This is a genomic window from Roseovarius tolerans (assembly GCF_900109855.1).
Taxonomy (GTDB): domain Bacteria; phylum Pseudomonadota; class Alphaproteobacteria; order Rhodobacterales; family Rhodobacteraceae; genus Roseovarius; species Roseovarius tolerans.
On record NZ_FOBO01000004.1, the window covers coordinates 76,304 to 92,520 of the forward strand.

Annotated in this window: 19 protein-coding genes; 10 read left to right on the plus strand and 9 right to left on the minus strand. The window is 64.5% G+C overall.

All coding sequences use genetic code 11. The features are described from left to right. Positions 1-102 precede the first annotated feature (102 nt). Positions 103-615: a 2-dehydro-3-deoxygalactonokinase gene (locus BMX04_RS05020; protein ID WP_244888477.1), complete on the plus strand. Its 513-nt coding sequence runs from the start codon at positions 103-105 to the stop codon at positions 613-615. Between the two features lie 6 nt (positions 616-621). On the opposite strand, the gene BMX04_RS05025 is transcribed toward BMX04_RS05020, so the two are convergent. Then, positions 622-1,080: a GatB/YqeY domain-containing protein gene (locus BMX04_RS05025; RefSeq protein WP_074785274.1), complete on the minus strand. Its 459-nt coding sequence runs from the start codon at positions 1,078-1,080 to the stop codon at positions 622-624. Between the two features lie 162 nt (positions 1,081-1,242). Between BMX04_RS05025 and carA the strand changes: the two genes are divergently transcribed. Further along, a complete protein-coding gene (gene carA / locus BMX04_RS05030; RefSeq protein ID WP_074785275.1) occupies positions 1,243-2,391 on the plus strand; it encodes a glutamine-hydrolyzing carbamoyl-phosphate synthase small subunit in 1,149 nt (382 codons plus the stop codon). 96 nt (positions 2,392-2,487) lie between these two features. Continuing rightward, entirely contained in the window at positions 2,488-4,425 is a 1,938-nt protein-coding gene (locus BMX04_RS05035; RefSeq protein ID WP_083398084.1) for a glycosyltransferase, read from the plus strand. Here the strand turns inward: BMX04_RS05035 and BMX04_RS05040 are convergent. Continuing rightward, the gene (locus tag BMX04_RS05040; RefSeq protein ID WP_050662892.1) at positions 4,366-5,010 is read right to left on the minus strand and encodes a GntR family transcriptional regulator; all 645 of its coding nucleotides are present in this window, start codon (positions 5,008-5,010) and stop codon (positions 4,366-4,368) included. The two genes, BMX04_RS05035 and BMX04_RS05040, sit on opposite strands and share 60 nt — an antisense overlap. Positions 5,011-5,119: 109 nt before the next feature. Between BMX04_RS05040 and BMX04_RS05045 the strand changes: the two genes are divergently transcribed. The 3 genes from BMX04_RS05045 to BMX04_RS05055 all read left to right on the plus strand — a co-directional run bounded on the left by BMX04_RS05045 (position 5,120) and on the right by BMX04_RS05055 (position 7,299). Continuing rightward, positions 5,120-5,764, plus strand: a complete 645-nt coding sequence (locus BMX04_RS05045; RefSeq protein ID WP_074785432.1) for a pyrimidine 5'-nucleotidase — start codon at positions 5,120-5,122, stop codon at positions 5,762-5,764. An 88-nt stretch (positions 5,765-5,852) separates the two neighbouring features. After that, positions 5,853-6,068 carry a hypothetical protein gene (locus BMX04_RS05050; protein WP_074785276.1) on the plus strand — a complete coding sequence of 72 codons (216 nt, stop codon included), beginning with the start codon at positions 5,853-5,855 and terminating at the stop codon, positions 6,066-6,068. A gap of 28 nt (positions 6,069-6,096) precedes the next feature. After that, the gene (locus BMX04_RS05055) at positions 6,097-7,299 is read left to right on the plus strand and encodes a UbiH/UbiF family hydroxylase (protein ID WP_074785277.1); all 1,203 of its coding nucleotides are present in this window, start codon (positions 6,097-6,099) and stop codon (positions 7,297-7,299) included. A gap of 288 nt (positions 7,300-7,587) precedes the next feature. Here the strand turns inward: BMX04_RS05055 and BMX04_RS05060 are convergent, their stop codons facing one another. The 3 genes from BMX04_RS05060 to BMX04_RS05070 all read right to left on the minus strand — a co-directional run bounded on the left by BMX04_RS05060 (position 7,588) and on the right by BMX04_RS05070 (position 9,690). Continuing rightward, entirely contained in the window at positions 7,588-8,715 is a 1,128-nt protein-coding gene (locus BMX04_RS05060; RefSeq protein WP_074785278.1) for an aminotransferase class V-fold PLP-dependent enzyme, read from the minus strand. A gap of 64 nt (positions 8,716-8,779) precedes the next feature. Continuing rightward, the gene (locus BMX04_RS05065; protein ID WP_074785279.1) at positions 8,780-9,238 is read right to left on the minus strand and encodes an Lrp/AsnC family transcriptional regulator; all 459 of its coding nucleotides are present in this window, start codon (positions 9,236-9,238) and stop codon (positions 8,780-8,782) included. Next, positions 9,235-9,690 (minus strand): Lrp/AsnC family transcriptional regulator, encoded by a 456-nt coding sequence (locus BMX04_RS05070; protein ID WP_074785280.1) that lies wholly within the window; start codon positions 9,688-9,690, stop codon positions 9,235-9,237. Before BMX04_RS05070 ends, BMX04_RS05065 begins: the two co-directional genes overlap by 4 nt. A gap of 127 nt (positions 9,691-9,817) precedes the next feature. Between BMX04_RS05070 and ilvC the strand changes: the two genes are divergently transcribed. Then, positions 9,818-10,840, plus strand: coding sequence for a ketol-acid reductoisomerase (gene ilvC, locus BMX04_RS05075; RefSeq protein WP_074785281.1), 1,023 nt, complete (start codon positions 9,818-9,820; stop codon positions 10,838-10,840). Positions 10,841-10,895: 55 nt separating this feature from the next. Here the strand turns inward: ilvC and BMX04_RS19355 are convergent, their stop codons facing one another. Beyond that, a complete protein-coding gene (locus tag BMX04_RS19355; RefSeq protein ID WP_175477326.1) occupies positions 10,896-11,057 on the minus strand; it encodes a hypothetical protein in 162 nt (53 codons plus the stop codon). Between the two features lie 111 nt (positions 11,058-11,168). On the opposite strand from BMX04_RS19355, the gene BMX04_RS05080 reads away from it, so the two are divergent. Continuing rightward, positions 11,169-12,083, plus strand: coding sequence for a DMT family transporter (locus BMX04_RS05080; RefSeq protein WP_074785282.1), 915 nt, complete (start codon positions 11,169-11,171; stop codon positions 12,081-12,083). Positions 12,084-12,217: 134 nt separating this feature from the next. Here BMX04_RS05080 and folP read toward each other — a convergent pair whose 3' ends face one another. Together folP and BMX04_RS05090 are read right to left on the minus strand one after the other, a co-directional pair. After that, positions 12,218-13,225 carry a dihydropteroate synthase gene (folP, locus tag BMX04_RS05085; protein ID WP_074785283.1) on the minus strand — a complete coding sequence of 336 codons (1,008 nt, stop codon included), beginning with the start codon at positions 13,223-13,225 and terminating at the stop codon, positions 12,218-12,220. Further along, a complete protein-coding gene (locus tag BMX04_RS05090; protein WP_074785284.1) occupies positions 13,225-14,154 on the minus strand; it encodes a dihydroneopterin aldolase in 930 nt (309 codons plus the stop codon). Before BMX04_RS05090 ends, folP begins: the two co-directional genes overlap by 1 nt. A 220-nt stretch (positions 14,155-14,374) precedes the next feature. On the opposite strand from BMX04_RS05090, the gene BMX04_RS05095 reads away from it, so the two are divergent. Next, a complete protein-coding gene (locus tag BMX04_RS05095; RefSeq protein WP_074785285.1) occupies positions 14,375-14,959 on the plus strand; it encodes a carboxymuconolactone decarboxylase family protein in 585 nt (194 codons plus the stop codon). Here BMX04_RS05095 and BMX04_RS05100 read toward each other — a convergent pair whose 3' ends face one another. Next, positions 14,960-15,313, minus strand: coding sequence for an ArsR/SmtB family transcription factor (locus tag BMX04_RS05100; protein WP_074785433.1), 354 nt, complete (start codon positions 15,311-15,313; stop codon positions 14,960-14,962). A gap of 265 nt (positions 15,314-15,578) precedes the next feature. Between BMX04_RS05100 and BMX04_RS05105 the strand changes: the two genes are divergently transcribed. Continuing rightward, the gene (locus BMX04_RS05105; protein WP_050662834.1) at positions 15,579-16,211 is read left to right on the plus strand and encodes an ATP-dependent Clp protease proteolytic subunit; all 633 of its coding nucleotides are present in this window, start codon (positions 15,579-15,581) and stop codon (positions 16,209-16,211) included. The last annotated feature ends 6 nt before the right edge of the window (positions 16,212-16,217 follow it).

A 16,217-nucleotide genomic window follows, 5' to 3' on the forward strand; every position in this document is an offset into this window, starting at 1 on the left:
TCGCGGCATTGGTAGCGGTGCCGGAGCGGGTCTTTCACATCGGCGACGGCGCGCCTGACAATCTGCCCACCCCCCCTTTTGCCCATCACCCCGGGGCGCAGCTTGCCCGCCCTGACACAGGACAGCCCGGCGGATGTGCTCGATGGCTGGGTGCGCCTGCTGCTACTGGGCTTTGTCGAAGCGCAGCCCGACTGGGACGGCGTGGCGCTGGTGCTGACGGATCAGCTCAGCCATTGGGTGCATCTGAGCGCGCGCGAGGCGGTGAGTTGCCAGAGTTTCCTGACCCCGCGCCTGATCGCGGCCCTTGGGGGCACGCTGCCTGCCGATATGGGTGCGCTTGGCGACAGCCTGAGCCGCCCTGAACGCCTTGCCGCGCATCTGCGCAGTGCCGAGGTGTCGGGCCGGGCCGGTGCGATTTCGGGCTATCTGATCGGTGCGGAACTGGCCGCGGCACGGCCCTATTGGCTGGGCCAGAGCGTGGCCCTGATCGACGGCGGCGGGAGCGGTGCGGGGCATGCCGAGGCATTGGAGGCGCAGGGCGTGCCGGTCAGCCGACACGACCCCGAGGCCATTCTGTCCACCGCCCTTGCCGCGCTTGGCGAGCGGATCGGCTAGCTGGCTTCAGGCCAGCCGGGCCTTGACCTGCGGGCCGACTGCGCCGAAATCCATTTGCCCGGAATGGCGCTCTTTCAGCTTGCCCATGATCTTGCCCATGTCGCGGATCGAGTTCGCGCCGACATCGGTGATCGCCTTGTCGATGGCGGCGGTGACCTCGTTCTCGTCAAGCTGGCGCGGCAGGAATTCCTCGATCACCTCGATTTCCGCACGCTCGCGCTCGGCAAGGTCGAGACGGCCACCCTCTTCGTAGGCGCGCACGCTCTCGTTGCGCTGCTTGGTCATCTTGGCGAGGATGGCCATGATCTCGGGATCGCCCACGGTTGTCGCGCCGTCGGCGCTGCGCCCGGCGATTTCCTGATCCTTGATCGCGGCGTTGATCAGGCGGAGCGTGGCCAGACGGCTGGCATCCTTGTCCCGCATCGCCTGCTTGAGGGCCTGATTGACCCGGTCGCGCAATTCCATTCGTTCCATCCCCATGGTCTCTACACAAGATGCCAAGGCTACTGAAAAGCCACGGGCATGGCAACCGTCAGAGGACTGCGCGGACGGGCGAACCGGCCCTTGACCCGACCGGGGCGCAGCCGTAGGTATGCGCCAATTTGCTCAGACCGGAGACTCGCCCAGATGGCCCATGCGACCCGCCCCCGCCCGACTGCCTGCCTGGCGCTTGCCGATGGCTCGCTCTTTTATGGTCAGGGTTTTGGCGCGGTGGGCGAGACGGTGGCGGAACTGTGCTTCAACACCGCGATGACCGGCTATCAGGAGATCATGACCGATCCCAGCTATGCCGGGCAGATCGTGACCTTCACGTTCCCGCATATCGGCAATACCGGCGTGAACACGGAAGATGACGAGACCGTCGATCCGGTGGCCGCAGGCATGGTCGTCAAGTGGGACCCGACCGATCCGTCGAACTGGCGCGCGCAGGAGCATCTGGCGGCATGGCTCGCACGGCGCGGGCGGATCGCCATCGGCGGTGTCGATACCCGCCGTCTGACCCGCGCGATCCGACAGCAGGGCGCGCCGCATGTGGCGCTGGCGCATGACCCCGAGGGCAATTTCAACGCCGAGGCGCTGGTCGCCAAGGCACGCGGTTTTGCCGGGTTGGAGGGCATGGACCTCGCGCGCGACGTGACCTGCACGCAGTCCTACCGCTGGGACGAGATGCGCTGGGCCTGGCCCGAGGGCTATGCCCGTCAGACTGACGCGCGTCACAAGGTCGTGGCGGTGGACTACGGGGCCAAGCGCAATATCCTGCGCTGTCTGGCAAGTGCGGGCTGCGAGGTGACGGTGCTGCCCGCGACGGCCACCGCCGAGGATGTGCTGGCGCATTCGCCCGATGGTGTGTTCCTGTCCAATGGTCCGGGCGACCCGGCGGCGACCGGCGAATATGCGGTGCCGATGATCCGGGGTGTGCTCGACAAGGGGCTGCCGCTGTTCGGGATTTGCCTCGGGCATCAGATGCTGGCGCTGGCATTGGGCGGCAAGACCGTGAAAATGAACCACGGCCATCATGGTGCCAACCACCCGGTCAAGGACCTGGAGACCGGCAAGGTCGAGATCACCTCTATGAACCATGGCTTTGCGGTCGATGGCCAGAGCCTGCCCACAGACGTGATGGAGACCCATGTGTCGCTGTTCGACGGCTCCAATTGCGGCATCCGTATCAAGGACCGCCCGGTGTTTTCCGTGCAGCATCACCCCGAGGCGAGCCCCGGCCCGCAGGACAGCTTTTACCTTTTCGAGCGGTTCGCGGCCTCGATGGCGCGATAAACCCTGAGTATTTCCTCTCGCGTTAACCACTCGTTAAAAGATCGTTAACCATCCGCGCGCTAGCGTTTCCTCAAGGCAGAGAGGGAAGGTTGCCGCATGGGGATTTCTGAATTGCGCCAACTCGGGCCGGGTTGGGATGATGGGGTTGCGACGCTGCGCCGGACCGGTGCATTGGGGCGCGAACTGGTCCGGGCAGGCACGGTCAGCACGTCGGACATGGCGCTTGCCGAGTTGATGCGGCGGCATTGCGACACTTCGCTCGACCGTATCCTGCGCGCCGAGGGGCTGGCCAGCGAGGATGATCTGCTGGCCGCGCATGCCCGCCATCTGGCCACCCGACGGATCACACCCGAGGCTCTCGCCACCTCCCCAACCATAGATAGCGGTCTCGATCCTCGCGTGCTCTTGAAGCATGGGGCATTGGCTATCCGGGACGGGCATGGCGCGCCGCGCATTGTGGCCGATGGTGGCGACAGCCTTGTCGCCCTGCGCCGTGCTCTGCCGCCGGACCTGGCGGAGGCCCGCTCGCTGATGGCCCCGCGTGCGGATGTGCAGGCGCGGCTCGGGCAGGAGTACAGGGCGGAGTTGCGCGCATTGGCCACCGCGCGGGTTCCCGAAAGCGAAAGCTGTCGCACGTGGGGCGGCACGGCTGCGCGACGCCTGCGCCTGACCCTCGCCGCGCTTTTGTGTCTCGTGTTGCTGTGCCTTGCCTTTCCGGTCGCGTTGTTCGGCCTGTTGGCAGGCTGGGCCGTGGTGACTTTGGTGGTCGCGGCGGGGCTCAAGACTGCGGCGTTCACGGCGCATTTGACGGGCGTGCGATCGGCGCCCGTGCCGCGCCCGAACCTGGCCCTGCCGCACGTGTCGATCCTCGTGCCGCTTTTTCGCGAGACCGAGATCGCGCATGCACTGATCGCGCGCCTGAGCCGGCTCACCTATCCCAAATGCCTGCTCGACGTGATCCTCGTGCTGGAGGAAGAAGATCAACTGACCCAGCAGACCCTTGCGGGCATCGACCTGCCGCCCTGGGTGCGGCCCGTGGTCGTGCCGGACGGGCAGCCGCGCACCAAGCCGCGCGCGATGAATTACGCGCTCGATTTCTGCAGGGGCGATATCATCGGCATTTTTGACGCCGAGGACGCGCCCGACCCCGATCAGATCACCAAGGTCGCCCGCCGTTTTCAGCAGGTCCCGCGCGAGGTGGCCTGCCTGCAGGGCATTCTCGACTACTATAACCCGACGCAGAACTGGCTCGCGCGCTGTTTCACAATCGAATACGCGACCTGGTTCCGCACCATGCTGCCGGGCATGGCGCGGCTCGGGCTGGCCATACCGCTTGGCGGCACGACGCTCTATTTCCGGCGCGACGTGCTGGAGGAGCTGGGCGGGTGGGACGCCCATAACGTGACCGAGGACGCCGATCTGGGCTTTCGGCTGGCGCGCCACGGCTACCGGACCGAGATGATCGAGACGGTGACCGAAGAAGAGGCCAATTGCCGCCCCTGGCCCTGGATCAAGCAGCGTTCACGCTGGCTCAAGGGTTATATGACAACCTATCTGGTGCATATGCGGGCGCCCCGGCATCTGCATGCGCAAATGGGGGCGTGGAAATTCTGGGGCTTTCAGGCGCATTTCGTCAGTGCCGTGTCACAGGTCCTGCTCGCGCCGGTGCTGTGGTCGTTCTGGCTGGTGCTGTTCGGTCTGCCGCACCCGCTCGACCCGGTCCTGCCGCGCGCGGTGCTCACTGCCATCGGCAGTCTTTTCCTGACCGTCGAGGTGTTGAATGCCTGTATTCACGCGGTGTCTGTCGCGCGGCCAAAGCACCGGCATCTGATCGCCTGGGTGCCGGTGATGCATTTCTATTCCCCGCTTGGCGCGGTGGCGGCCTACAAGGCGCTCTATGAACTGGTGTGCAAGCCGTTCTTCTGGGACAAGACGGCGCATGGTCTGTCGGTGACGGCACGCGGGCAGCGTGGCTCAGACGGCGGACTGGACCTCGCCGGAATCAAGCTTGAGCCGGGTCACGAAGGCCTTTGAGATGTGATCGCGCAGCGCCTGTGCCGCCGCCTCGCCGTCATGCGCCTCGATCGCGGTGACGATGGCGTCATGTTCCTTGAGCGCATCCTCGTCTCGGCCCACGGCGGCCAGCGACGTGGTCGCCAGAAGCGCCATGGAACGATGCACGAGATCAAGCTGCTGCACCAGAAAGCGGTTATGGGACGACAGATGTATCTGCTTGTGAAAGCGCCGGTTGGCGCGCGCCATATCAGACGGTTTGCCCAAGAGCGCGCGATCATCCTCGACCATGTCGCGCAGCACACGCACCTCTTCGGGCGTGGCGTGGCGTGCGGCGAGCGCCGCGGCCAGCCCTTCGAGTTCGGCGCGCACCACGTAAAGCTCTGCCAGTTGGTTGTAATCGAGCGAGGCCACGATCAGGCTGCGCCCGTCGCGCGTCAGCATGGATTGTGTCTCAAGCCGTTGCAGCGCCTCGCGGATCGGGGTGCGTGACACGCCGAACCGCTCGGCCAGATCGCTTTCGACCAGCCGGTCGCCGGGCTTGAACACGCCGATGTCGATCGCCTCGAGGATCAGGGAATAGGCATCGGTGCTGGGCGGTTTCATGGGCGGTTCCGTTTCGTTTCCTGCGTTGAGGCAAGACCTTACGCGGATTGTGCGCGGGATCAAGCCTTGCCCGATTGCACCCATTGTCGCGCCCGCCTATGATCGCGCCATGCCGAAACAGGATTTCACCCATGTCGAGACATGGGTTTTCGACCTCGATAACACGCTCTATCCCCCCTCTGCCCGGCTCTTTGATCAGATCGAGGCGCGGATGACGCATTTCGTGATGGAGACGCTGCGCGTGAGCCATGCCGAGGCCGACCGGCTGCGTCATGCCTATTGGCGCGATCACGGCACCACGCTGGCCGGGCTGATGCGGCTGCATGATCTCGATCCCGGTCCCTATCTGCACGCGGTGCATGACATCTCGCTCGATCATCTGGAACCCGATGCCGATCTGGGTGCGGCCATCCGTGCGCTGCCGGGGCGGCGGATCGTCTACACCAACGGCTCCGCGCCCTATGCCGAGCGGGTGATCGACCGGCGTGGGCTGGCCGGCGCATTCGATGCGGTCTACGGCGTCGAGCATGCGGAATATCGCCCCAAACCCGAGGCAGAGGCGTTCGAGACGGTGCTGCGGCGCGACGGCAGTGCGGCGGCGCGTGCGGCGATGTTCGAGGACGATCCGCGCAACCTCTCGGCGCCGTATGCCATGGGGATGCGCACCGTGCATGTGGCACCGGACCGCGTTGAAGCCGCGCATATTCATCACCATACCGACGATCTGGGTGGGTTTCTGGCGCGGCTGGTCTGAGCGCTGCGGCGAAACGCCCCTTTGCGGTGCGGGCGCGCGGTCATAAATACGTGAATGAAACAGTCACCTTTTCACAATGAGGCCGCTCATGACCCTGACCGACACTACCCCCGCGCACGACGTACCGCGCGCCCATCACGATGCGGACGCGGGTGCCGTCGGCCCGATCCTGCTGAGCCTTGCGATTTTCATCGCCGGGTGGGGAACGAGCATTGCGCTCTGGGGCATTCCGGGGCTTTATATTCCCGCGCTGGCGCTGGTCCCGGTGATGTGGGTGGTGCTGCTGATCATTTCGCGCGGCTGAGGTTGGCCGCGCCCCGAGGGAGGCCGACATGACGCAGGCGGAGTATGACATCGTCGTCTCTGGCGGGGGCGTGGCCGGTCTTGCCGCAGCCTCGGTCTTTGGCAGCGCGGGGTTTTCCGTGCTTTGCGTCGATCCCGCACCACCCATTACCGCGCGCGATGCCGAGGGCTCGGATCTGCGCACCACGGCGTTTCTGCAACCGGCGCAGGCGCTCTTGGACCGGGCCGGGGTGTGGGCGCCGCTCGCGCCTCATGCCGCCGATCTGCAGGTGATGCGGATCGTCGATGCGGGCGGTGAGGTGCCGGAGCCGCGTGTGACGCGCGAGTTCGACGCCTCGGATATTTCCGAAAAGCCGTTTGGCTGGAACCTGCCCAATTGGCTGTTGCGCCGCGAAATGGTCGCGCATCTGGAAAGCCTGCCTTCGGTCACATTTCGCCCCGGCACCGGCACGACCACGCTCTTCACTCGTGAGAGCGAGGCGCGCGTCGGGCTGAGCGATGGCAGCCGCGTGCGCTGTCGGCTGGTGATCGCCGCCGACGGGCGCAATTCGCCCATCCGCGAGGCGGCGGGGGTCGAGGTCAAGACCACACGCTATGGGCAAAAGGCGCTGGCCTTTGCGGTCACCCATCCGATTCCACATGAGAATGTTTCGACCGAGATTCATCGCTCCGGCGGGCCGTTCACGCTGGTGCCGCTGCCCGATCACGAGGGGCGGCCCTCGTCCGCCATCGTTTGGATGGAGGAGGGGCCGGAGGTGGCGCGTCTGGCCGCCCTGCCGGTGGAGGATTTCGAGGCCGAGATGAACATCCGCTCCTGTCACCTGTTCGGGCCGCTGACGCTTGCCTCGCGCCGGACGGTCTGGCCGATCATCAGCCAGGTGGCCGAGCGGATGTGTGCAGAGCGCGTGGCGCTGGTCGCCGAGGCCGCGCATGTGGTGCCGCCGATTGGCGCGCAGGGGCTGAACATGTCGCTTGGCGATATGCGCGTGCTGCTGGAACTGGCCGAGGCGGCACCCGAGAGGCTGGGCGACCGCGCGATGCTCGAGACCTATCACCGACGTCGGCATTTGGAGGTGCGTGCGCGGGTGACCGGGATTGACCTGCTCAACCGGGCCTCGATGATGCGCGCGCAGCCCCTGCGGGATGCGCGTGCGCAGGCGCTCGATGCGATCTACTCATTGGCGCCGGTGCGCAAGACGCTGATGCAGATGGGGCTTGGCGCGCGCGGGTGAGAATGGGCCGTGACGCCGGGCTGAGGCGAAGGGTATGGGTGATTTGGCCTGGAGGGGACGTTAGATTGAAGCACCTGCGCGGAACAAGGCCGAAGGCCGCCGCGCATCGCCGGGCCGCCCCCTGGCACGGCGATTTGGCTGCAACCTGCTCTGTGCGCGGATGTTTTTCGGGCTTGGCTGATATAAAGCGCTACAAATCTGATGTTGGATCGCCGTACCGCGGCCCGTCGATGCGCGGCTCACGGCAAAGGTCCGCTCCAGGCCAAAATCAGCCTTTAGCCCCGAAGGTTACAAAACCCGGTCGAGCACTGTCTCCAGCCGGTTCAACGCGGCGGGCACATCGTAGAGTTTGTCAAGCCCGAAGAGGCCCAGCCGGAAGGTGCGGAACCCATCGGGTTCGCCTACCTGCAAGGGCACGCCGGCGGCGATCTGCATACCCTCTGCGGCGAATTTCTTGCCGTTCTGGATGTCGGGGTCGCTCGTATAGCTGACCACCACCCCCGGCGCGCCAAAGCCTTCGGCGGCGACCGAGGTCACGCCGCGCGCGGCCAGCATCGCGCGCACCCCGTCGCCCAATTCCCATTGCGCCTCGCGTAATTTTTCAAAGCCGTAGTCGCGCGTTTCGATCATCGTGTCGCGGAAGGCGCGCAGCGCATCGGTGGGCATGGTGGCATGATAGGCATGGCCGCCATCCTCATAGGTCTGCATGATCGCGCGCCATTTCTTGAGATCAAGCGCGAAACTGTCCGAGGAGGTCTCCTCCAGTCGCGCCATCGCGCGCGCCGAGAGCATCACCAGACCGGCCGAGGGGGAGGCTGACCAGCCCTTTTGCGGCGCCGAAATCAGCACGTCGACGCCGGTGGCTTTCATGTCCACCCACGCGCACCCGCTCGCGATGCAATCGAGCACCATCAACGCGCCGACCTCATGTGCGGCCTCGGCCAAGGCTGTCACATAGTCATCCGGCAGGATCAGCCCGGCGGAGGTTTCCACATGCGGGGCGAAGACCACGTCCGGTTTCGCCTCGCGGATCTTGGCGGTGACCTCCTCGATCGGGGCGGGGGCAAAGGGCGTGGCAGCACCGTTGCCGGTCTGACGCGCCATACAGACGGTGGTGTCAGAGGTGAACTGGCCCGCGTCGAAAATCTGGCTCCAGCGGAAGGAGAACCAGCCATTGCGCACGATCAGAGCATGTGCGCCGCGCCCGAATTGCCGGGCCACGGATTCCATCGCGTAAGAGCCGCCACCGGGCACGAGCGCAACCGCATCGGCGGTATAGACCTCCTTCAGCATGGATGAAATGTCGCGCATAACCGTTTGGAAAGATTGGCTCATATGGTTGAGCGAGCGGTCGGTGAACACGACCGAATATTCCAAGAGGCCGTCGGGATCGACCGTGTCGAGAAGGGCAGTCATGGGGCGTCTCCTGTTGGGTTGCGGCCAAGATGCAGTGCAGGCCCGGGGATGTCCAGTCTCGGGGCTAGCCGATGGGGCCGGGGCGGCGTTCCTCGGACAAGAGCACATTCGCCTCGACGTTGCCGACACCGGGCAAGGTCATGATCCGGCGGCGCAACACGCGCTCAAAATCCGAGATGTCACGCGCCACGACGCGCAGGCGGTAGTCGTAAAGCCCGAGGATATGTTCGACCGTCTGCACCTCGGGGATGGCCGAGACCGCGCGTTCGAAATCCTCGAGGCTGACACGCCCCTTGGTGGCGAGCTTCACACCGAGAAAGACAGTGACGCCGAACCCCAGTTTTTCGTGATCGAGATCAAGGCGTTGCGCCTTGATGACGCCGCTGTCTTGCAGCTTGCGGATGCGCCGCCACGCGGCGGGTTGCGAGAGATTCAGACGGCGGCCGATGGCGCTTGCCGATTGGGTGGCGTCTTCGGTGAGCGCGCGCAGGATCAGCCGGTCGGTGGTATCGAGGTCGATCATACCGGCAGCACCTCGTCGGACTTGATCCGCGCCACATGCATCAGCGCCTCGATATCGGCGATATGCGGCAGGGTCAGGATGGCGCGGCGGTACAGGTCCTGATAATGCGCCATGTCCCGCGCGATGACCGAGAGGCGCAGATCGACGCGACCAAGGAATGTTTGTATTTCAATGACTTCCGGCACGTTCCTCGCGGCGTCCATGAATTCGTCAAAGGCGCGGACCTGCGTCTTGTCGAGAGTGACGCGCAGGCTGACCTCCACCTCGTAGCCGAGCGCGCGCCAGTCGATCACCGCGCGATTGGCGCGGATCACGCCCGTGGCCTGCATCCGGTCGAGCCGCCGGGCGCAGGTTGCGGGGGTCACGCCCGCAAGTTCGGCCAGTTCCGCGGGGCCGAGATGGGGGGCGTGCTGATAGTGGCGCAGGATACGCCGATCTGTGTCGTCGAGCATGAAAATTTATCCAAATCATATTTTCACGAATGAATATCACGAGAAATGACAGAAATAAATCACATTTGATCCCCTAATCTATAGCGCGGCCCTATCCTGACGCCAGTCAAGCAAAAAGGAGAACGCCATGCGCGTGTATTACGATCGTGACTGCGACATCAACCTGATCAAGGACAAGAAGGTCGCCATTCTGGGCTATGGCAGCCAGGGCCATGCCCATGCGCTGAACCTGCGGGATTCAGGCGCGAAGAACCTCGTTGTCGCGCTGCGCGAAGGGTCGGCATCGGCCAAGAAGGCCGAAGGCGAGGGCCTTCAGGTCATGGATATCGCCGAGGCGGCGGCCTGGTGCGACCTGATGATGTTCACCATGCCCGACGAGTTGCAGGGCGAGACCTATCGCAAATACGTGCATGACAACATCAAGCCCGGCGCGGCGATTGCCTTTGCCCACGGGCTGAACATCCATTTCGGCCTGATCGAGCCGAAAGAGGGCGTGGACGTCATCATGATGGCCCCCAAGGGCCCCGGCCACACCGTGCGCGGCGAATATGTCAAGGGCGGCGGTGTACCCTGCCTTGTGGCGGTGAACAACGATGCCTCTGGCAAGGCGCTTGAAATCGGCCTCAGCTATTGCTCGGCCATCGGTGGCGGGCGCTCTGGGATCATCGAGACCAATTTCCGCGAGGAATGCGAAACCGATCTCTTCGGCGAGCAGGCGGTGCTCTGCGGCGGTCTCGTGGAACTTATCCGCATGGGCTTTGAGACGCTGGTCGAGGCGGGCTATGCCCCGGAGATGGCGTATTTTGAGTGCCTGCACGAGGTGAAGCTGATCGTCGATCTGATCTACGAGGGCGGCATCGCCAACATGAATTACTCGATCTCGAACACGGCCGAGTATGGCGAGTATGTCAGCGGGCCGCGCGTGCTGCCCTATGAGCAGACCAAGAAAGAGATGAAGGCGATCCTGCACGACATTCAGACCGGCAAGTTCGTGCGTGATTTCATGACGGAGAATACCGTCGGTCAGCCGTTCTTCAAGGGCACACGCCGGATGAACGACGCGCATCAGATCGAGGAAGTCGGCGAGAAACTGCGCGGCATGATGCCGTGGATCAGCGCGGGCAAGATGGTCGATCGCGAGAAGAACTGAGTCCCGACTCACAAAGCCCGATCCGGCCCCTTGCATGGGCCGGATCGCGTCCTGTTTACGGAGCCTTCTTGTGGGCATCACCGTCCCGCGCGAGGGCGCTCTTGGGGGTCTCCGCGGATTTGCGCCGTTCATCGGTTTTGCGCTTGCTGCGCAAGGCCAGTATCAGCACCAGTACCAGTGTGATCAGGGCCAACCCGGGTAGCAGATAGATATCCATGATGGTCCTCCTTTCGTTTCACTACCGCCCCACCTGCATCGCCCAACCGTCCCGTCAACCGAGGCATCCGGTCACAGGGCTGTCTCCCATCAGTCGAGGATTGGTCAAATTATTGAAATCGCGCCCATAAACTTCCTCCGGATCGGAGCGCTCGGGTTGATTTGGGGGGCGTCTTTCATGTTCATCTCGGTGGCGCTGCGCGACACCGGGCCGCTGATGATCGCGGCGACGCGGATCACCCTTGGGGCGGTTTTTCTGCTTGCACTGGTGCGGCTGAAGGGGCGGTCTCTGCCGGATCCGCGCCAGCCCAACGGGCGCATGATCTGGGCGTTTTCGGGCTTCATGGCATTGTTTTCAAACGTTATCCCGTTTTCCCTTCTGGCCTGGGCGCAGCAATCGGTGGCGTCTGGCTTTGCCGGGGTCTGCATGGCGGCGGTGCCGCTCCTGATCCTGCCGCTGGCGCATTTTCTGGTGCCGGGTGAACGGATGAGTCTGCGCAAGCTGGTGGGGTTCGTCATGGGAACCGTCGGGGTGGTTGTGCTGATCGGGCCTGACGCATTCGCTTCGACCGGCAAGGATTTGGAATCATTGGCAAGGTTGGCATGCCTTGGTGTGGCGGGCTGCTATGCCATGGGCACCATCGCCACGCGGCTTTGCCCCGAAGTGGACCGGCTGGCCCTGGCTGCCACCGTGCTGCTGATCGGGGCAGTGATCATCCTGCCCTATGCGCTGCTTCAAGAAGGGCTGCCAACTACATTGAGTGCAAAGAGTTTTCTGGCGTTGCTTTACCTTGGAATCTTACCCACCGGGGTGGCGCAACTGCTGCTGGTGCAGGTCAATCGCGAGGCAGGGCCGAGCTTTTTCGGGCTGGTCAATTACATGGTGCCTGTCTGGTCGGTGATCCTTGGGGCGGCAGTGCTGTTCGAGCCGTTGCCACCGAGCCTGCTGGCGGCGATGGCGCTCATTCTGGGCGGGGTAGCGATCAGTCAATGGCGCGCCTTGCGGCGGGTGTTCGCACGGGGTTGAGCCGGGCAGGTTGGCGCAGATCAAAGCCCAATGTCACATGGGTGGGGATAACGCCTGGTGCTGTCGGTTTTTCTAAAGAAACCGGGCAAGATCTGTGGATAAATGCTGCGTTCAGATCGGGATCAAACAGGTGATCAGCGGGCCGCGAAGGTGACGGCGCGCCAGAGGTCGAGGGCTGCGCGGGTTTCAGGGACGTCATGGACGCGCAGGATCTGCACGCCTTGGGCAACGCCGCCGAGCGCCACGGCGAGGGAGCCGGGAATGCGGTCGGAGGCCTGCGGCGTGTGGCTGATGTCGCCGATGAAGCGTTTGCGCGAGGCCCCCAGAAGGACCGGGCAACCGAAGCCGTGAAAGAGCGAGAGATTTTGCAGCAGGCGCAGGTTGTGCGCTTGGGTCTTGCCGAAGCCGATGCCGGGATCGACGACGATGCGCCCGCGCGGGATGCCAAGGGCGATGAGCGCCTCCACGCGCTGCCCGAGCCAGTCATAGACGTCGAGCGTCACGTCGTCATAGCGTGGGTCGCTCTGCATGGTCTCGGGGCTGCCTTGCGCGTGCATGACGCAGACCGGCAGGGCGTGCTGCGAGGCGAAGGGCGCGAGGGCGGGGTCGAAGGTGAAGCCTGCCACGTCGTTGATCAGATTGGCCCCGACGCGCGCGGCCTCTTGCGCCACGGGGGTCTTGCGAGTGTCGATGGAGATAGGCGTCGCGATCTCGGCGCGGATGGCGGCGATCACTGGCGCGGTGCGGCGGATTTCGTCGTCGATCTGGACCGGGGCGGCCCCGGGGCGGGTGGACTCGCCGCCCACATCGAGGATCGCAGCCCCGGCGCGGGTCATGGCATGGGCATGGGCGAGCGCTTGCGCGGGATCGAAATGCTGGCCGCCGTCGGAAAAGCTGTCGGGGGTGACGTTGAGGATGCCCATGATCTGCGGCGCGGTCATGTCGAGCGAGGCTATGGGCGCGCGGGGCGCGGTGAGACGGGTCATCGCCTCATCGGGCAGGTCGCGGGCGGGCATCAGCCGCGGGGCGGCGTCGCGTGCCAGCACCTCGACCGTGTCGAACCAGCACCAGCCGCCCGCGAGCGGCAGGGCACCTTCGGGGCGGGCGGGGTCAGTGCGGGGGATGGGGCGGTAATAGAGCATCACAGGCCGGAGCGGGCGATGTCCTGAATGAGCACCGGCACGTCGCAGGAGGACGGCGGGGCCTCGCCTATGAGCAGCAGGTCCGAGGCCTCGATATGGCCAGCAAACCACGCGGCGAGATCGACCGGCTTGTCGGGGCCGACGGTGGGGCCGTCGACGGCGTCGAGCACGATCTTGGACGGGGCCCAGACGCTGATCTGGCCGTTCTTCATCGCCCAGTCGAGTTCGGTGCGGGTGGCGACCACGACGCAGCGGTCATCACGGCCCGCCAGAACCCAGGCGTTCTGTTCCATTGCCAGCAGGTCGACCCGGCGCTGTGTCATGCGGTGTCCGGTCTTGGGGCTGTCCACGTCGGGGCGGCCGACGCAGAGGATCACCGGCTCTGCCCGCGCCTCGAGCTGATCGAGCCAGCGGGGCAAGTTGGGCGAACGCACCGCCGCGTTGGTCAGGAACACCACATGCGGATGCGGTGCTGTGTCGTGATGCGGGCTAGCGGGCTTGGTGGCCAGATCATCGACCGAGCGGACGATCTCGACCCCGAGTGCGCCGGGGCCACGGTCGAGTTTCTCGATACGCACGAAGGTGCGGACCGCCTGCGGCTCCCACAGGATGCGTTCGGCGATGCGTTCGGCCAGCGTTTCCAGGAGGTTGAGCCGTTCCTCGGCCAACTCGGCGGTGATCGCCTCGGTCACCTTGTCATAGGACAGGATGCGGTCGACATCGTCGTCGAGCGTGCCGGTCATCGGGCGTACCTCGACCACCACGTTGAAGCAGATCCGCTGCGTGGTGCCGCGCTCGGCCTGAAAGGCACCGATCTCCACCTCGACGGTGTGATCGCGCACCGAAATGCGATCGAGCGGCCCATCGGGGGCCGTGGCCGAGGCGCGCGCGGCGGGATGCTCGAAGGCGAGGCGGATTTCGTGGCTCATCACGGGGTCCTTTCCGATATCGGCGCTTGGGTAGCATGTGGGGGCCGCGCGGGAAATGGGGGAATGCGACGCATGGCGTGGCCTGTGCGGCAGCGGTGTTGCGCCGCACAGTCCGGTCTGCGCCCGCGCACCGGCCTCACGCTTAGGTGACCGGCGCGGCGGTTTCATCCAACACGGGCCCAGATTACCTTGGGTTTGACCGCAAGCAAAGGAGGGTTAAATGACTGCTGAACTCAAGGTGGACGCCACCCCCGTGAGTGATGAGACGGCCGATGGTCTGGCCAAGGAGTTGTTGGACGGGGCCCGCGAAAAGCTGGGTTTCGTGCCGAACATGTATCGCGGCATGGCCGTCAATCCGGGCCTGCTGAGCACCTATCTGCACGGCTATGCGCATTTCCGCGAGCAGGCCAATTTCACACCGCCGGAGCAGGAGGTCGTGTTTCTGACCATCTCGCTGGCGAATGGCTGTGACTATTGCACCGCCGCGCATTCGATGCTGGCGATCAATGTCTCGAAGCTGTCGGAGGCGCATACGCAGGCGTTGCGCGACGGCAAATCGCTGGACGATGAAAAACTGGAGGCGTTGCGCCGGTTCACCCATCACATGTGGGAGACGCGTGGCCTGCCGACCAAGGCCGAGGCCGAGGCGTTCAAATCCGCAGGCTATTCGGATATCCACGTGCTGGAGATCATCCTGGCGATGGCCGTCAAGACGATCAGCAACTATTCCAACCATGTGAACCACACGGATGTGGATGATGCGTTTGCGCCCTATGCGGTGGACAAGACCGTGAAGGCCGCCTGATCAGCCATTGCGCCCCTGCGCGTCGGGGGCGCAAAACAGGTCATAGACCACTTCGAGCACGCGCCGCGGGCGCTCATCGGCAAGGCTGTAATAGATGGCCTTGCCCTCGCGCCGGGTGCTCACGAGCCCTTCGAGGCGCAGCCGCGACAGCTGTTGCGACACCGCCGCCTGCCGGGCCGAAAGCAATTCCTCCAACTCGGTCACGGATTTCTCGCCCGAGACCAGATGACACAGAATCATCAACCGCCCCTCGTGGCTGATCGCCTTGAGGAAATTGGCCGCCGTGGTCGCGTTTTCGACCATGCGGTCCATTTCTTCGGGGGAGATCTGGTCATCGAGAACGGGCAGGGGCATGACATGTGCATCCATTGAGAGCGTTGGAGTGGTATTTAGGGCGTTTTTCCGCATTCTGCAAAACATGTGCGGACGTCTGCGCGAAAAAGTGAGCGGCTGTGGCGGGGAAAGCGACGGCGGCGCGGCCGCGTGCCACAAATTAATGCGACGCCCTTGCAGCCCCTTGGGCGCGACACTAAGACTCCTTTAGCAACTGACCGGCTACGGTCGGCAAATCCCATCTACCCGGGCAGGCAGGCCCGGGCAAAACAGCAGGCGGGCCCCGATGAACGACCCTATGGATACCTACATGAACACCCTCGTGCCGATGGTCGTCGAGCAGACCAGCCGGGGGGAACGCGCCTATGACATCTTCTCGCGCCTCCTCAAGGAGCGGATCATCTTTCTGAGCGGCCCGGTGCATGATGGCATGTCGAGCCTGATCGTGGCGCAGTTGTTGCATCTGGAGGCGGAGAACCCGTCGAAGGAAATCAGCATGTATATCAACAGCCCCGGCGGTGTGGTGACGAGCGGCCTGTCGATCTATGACACGATGCAATATATCAAGCCCAAGGTCAGCACGCTGGTCGTGGGGCAGGCGGCGAGCATGGGATCGCTCTTGCTGACGGCGGGCGCGCCGGGCATGCGGTTCTCGCTGCCCAACAGCCGGGTGATGGTGCACCAGCCTTCGGGCGGCTATCAGGGCCAGGCGACGGATATCATGATCCACGCCAAGGAAACCCAGAAGCTGAAGGACCGGCTGAACGAGATCTATGTCAAGCATACCGGCCAGACCATGAAGAAGGTGGTGGATGCGCTGGAGCGTGACAATTTCATGTCGCCCGAAGAGGCCAAGGACTGGGGCCTGATCGACGAGATCGTCGAGAGCCGCGCCACCGGCGACGACGAGGAAAAATAAGGCGAT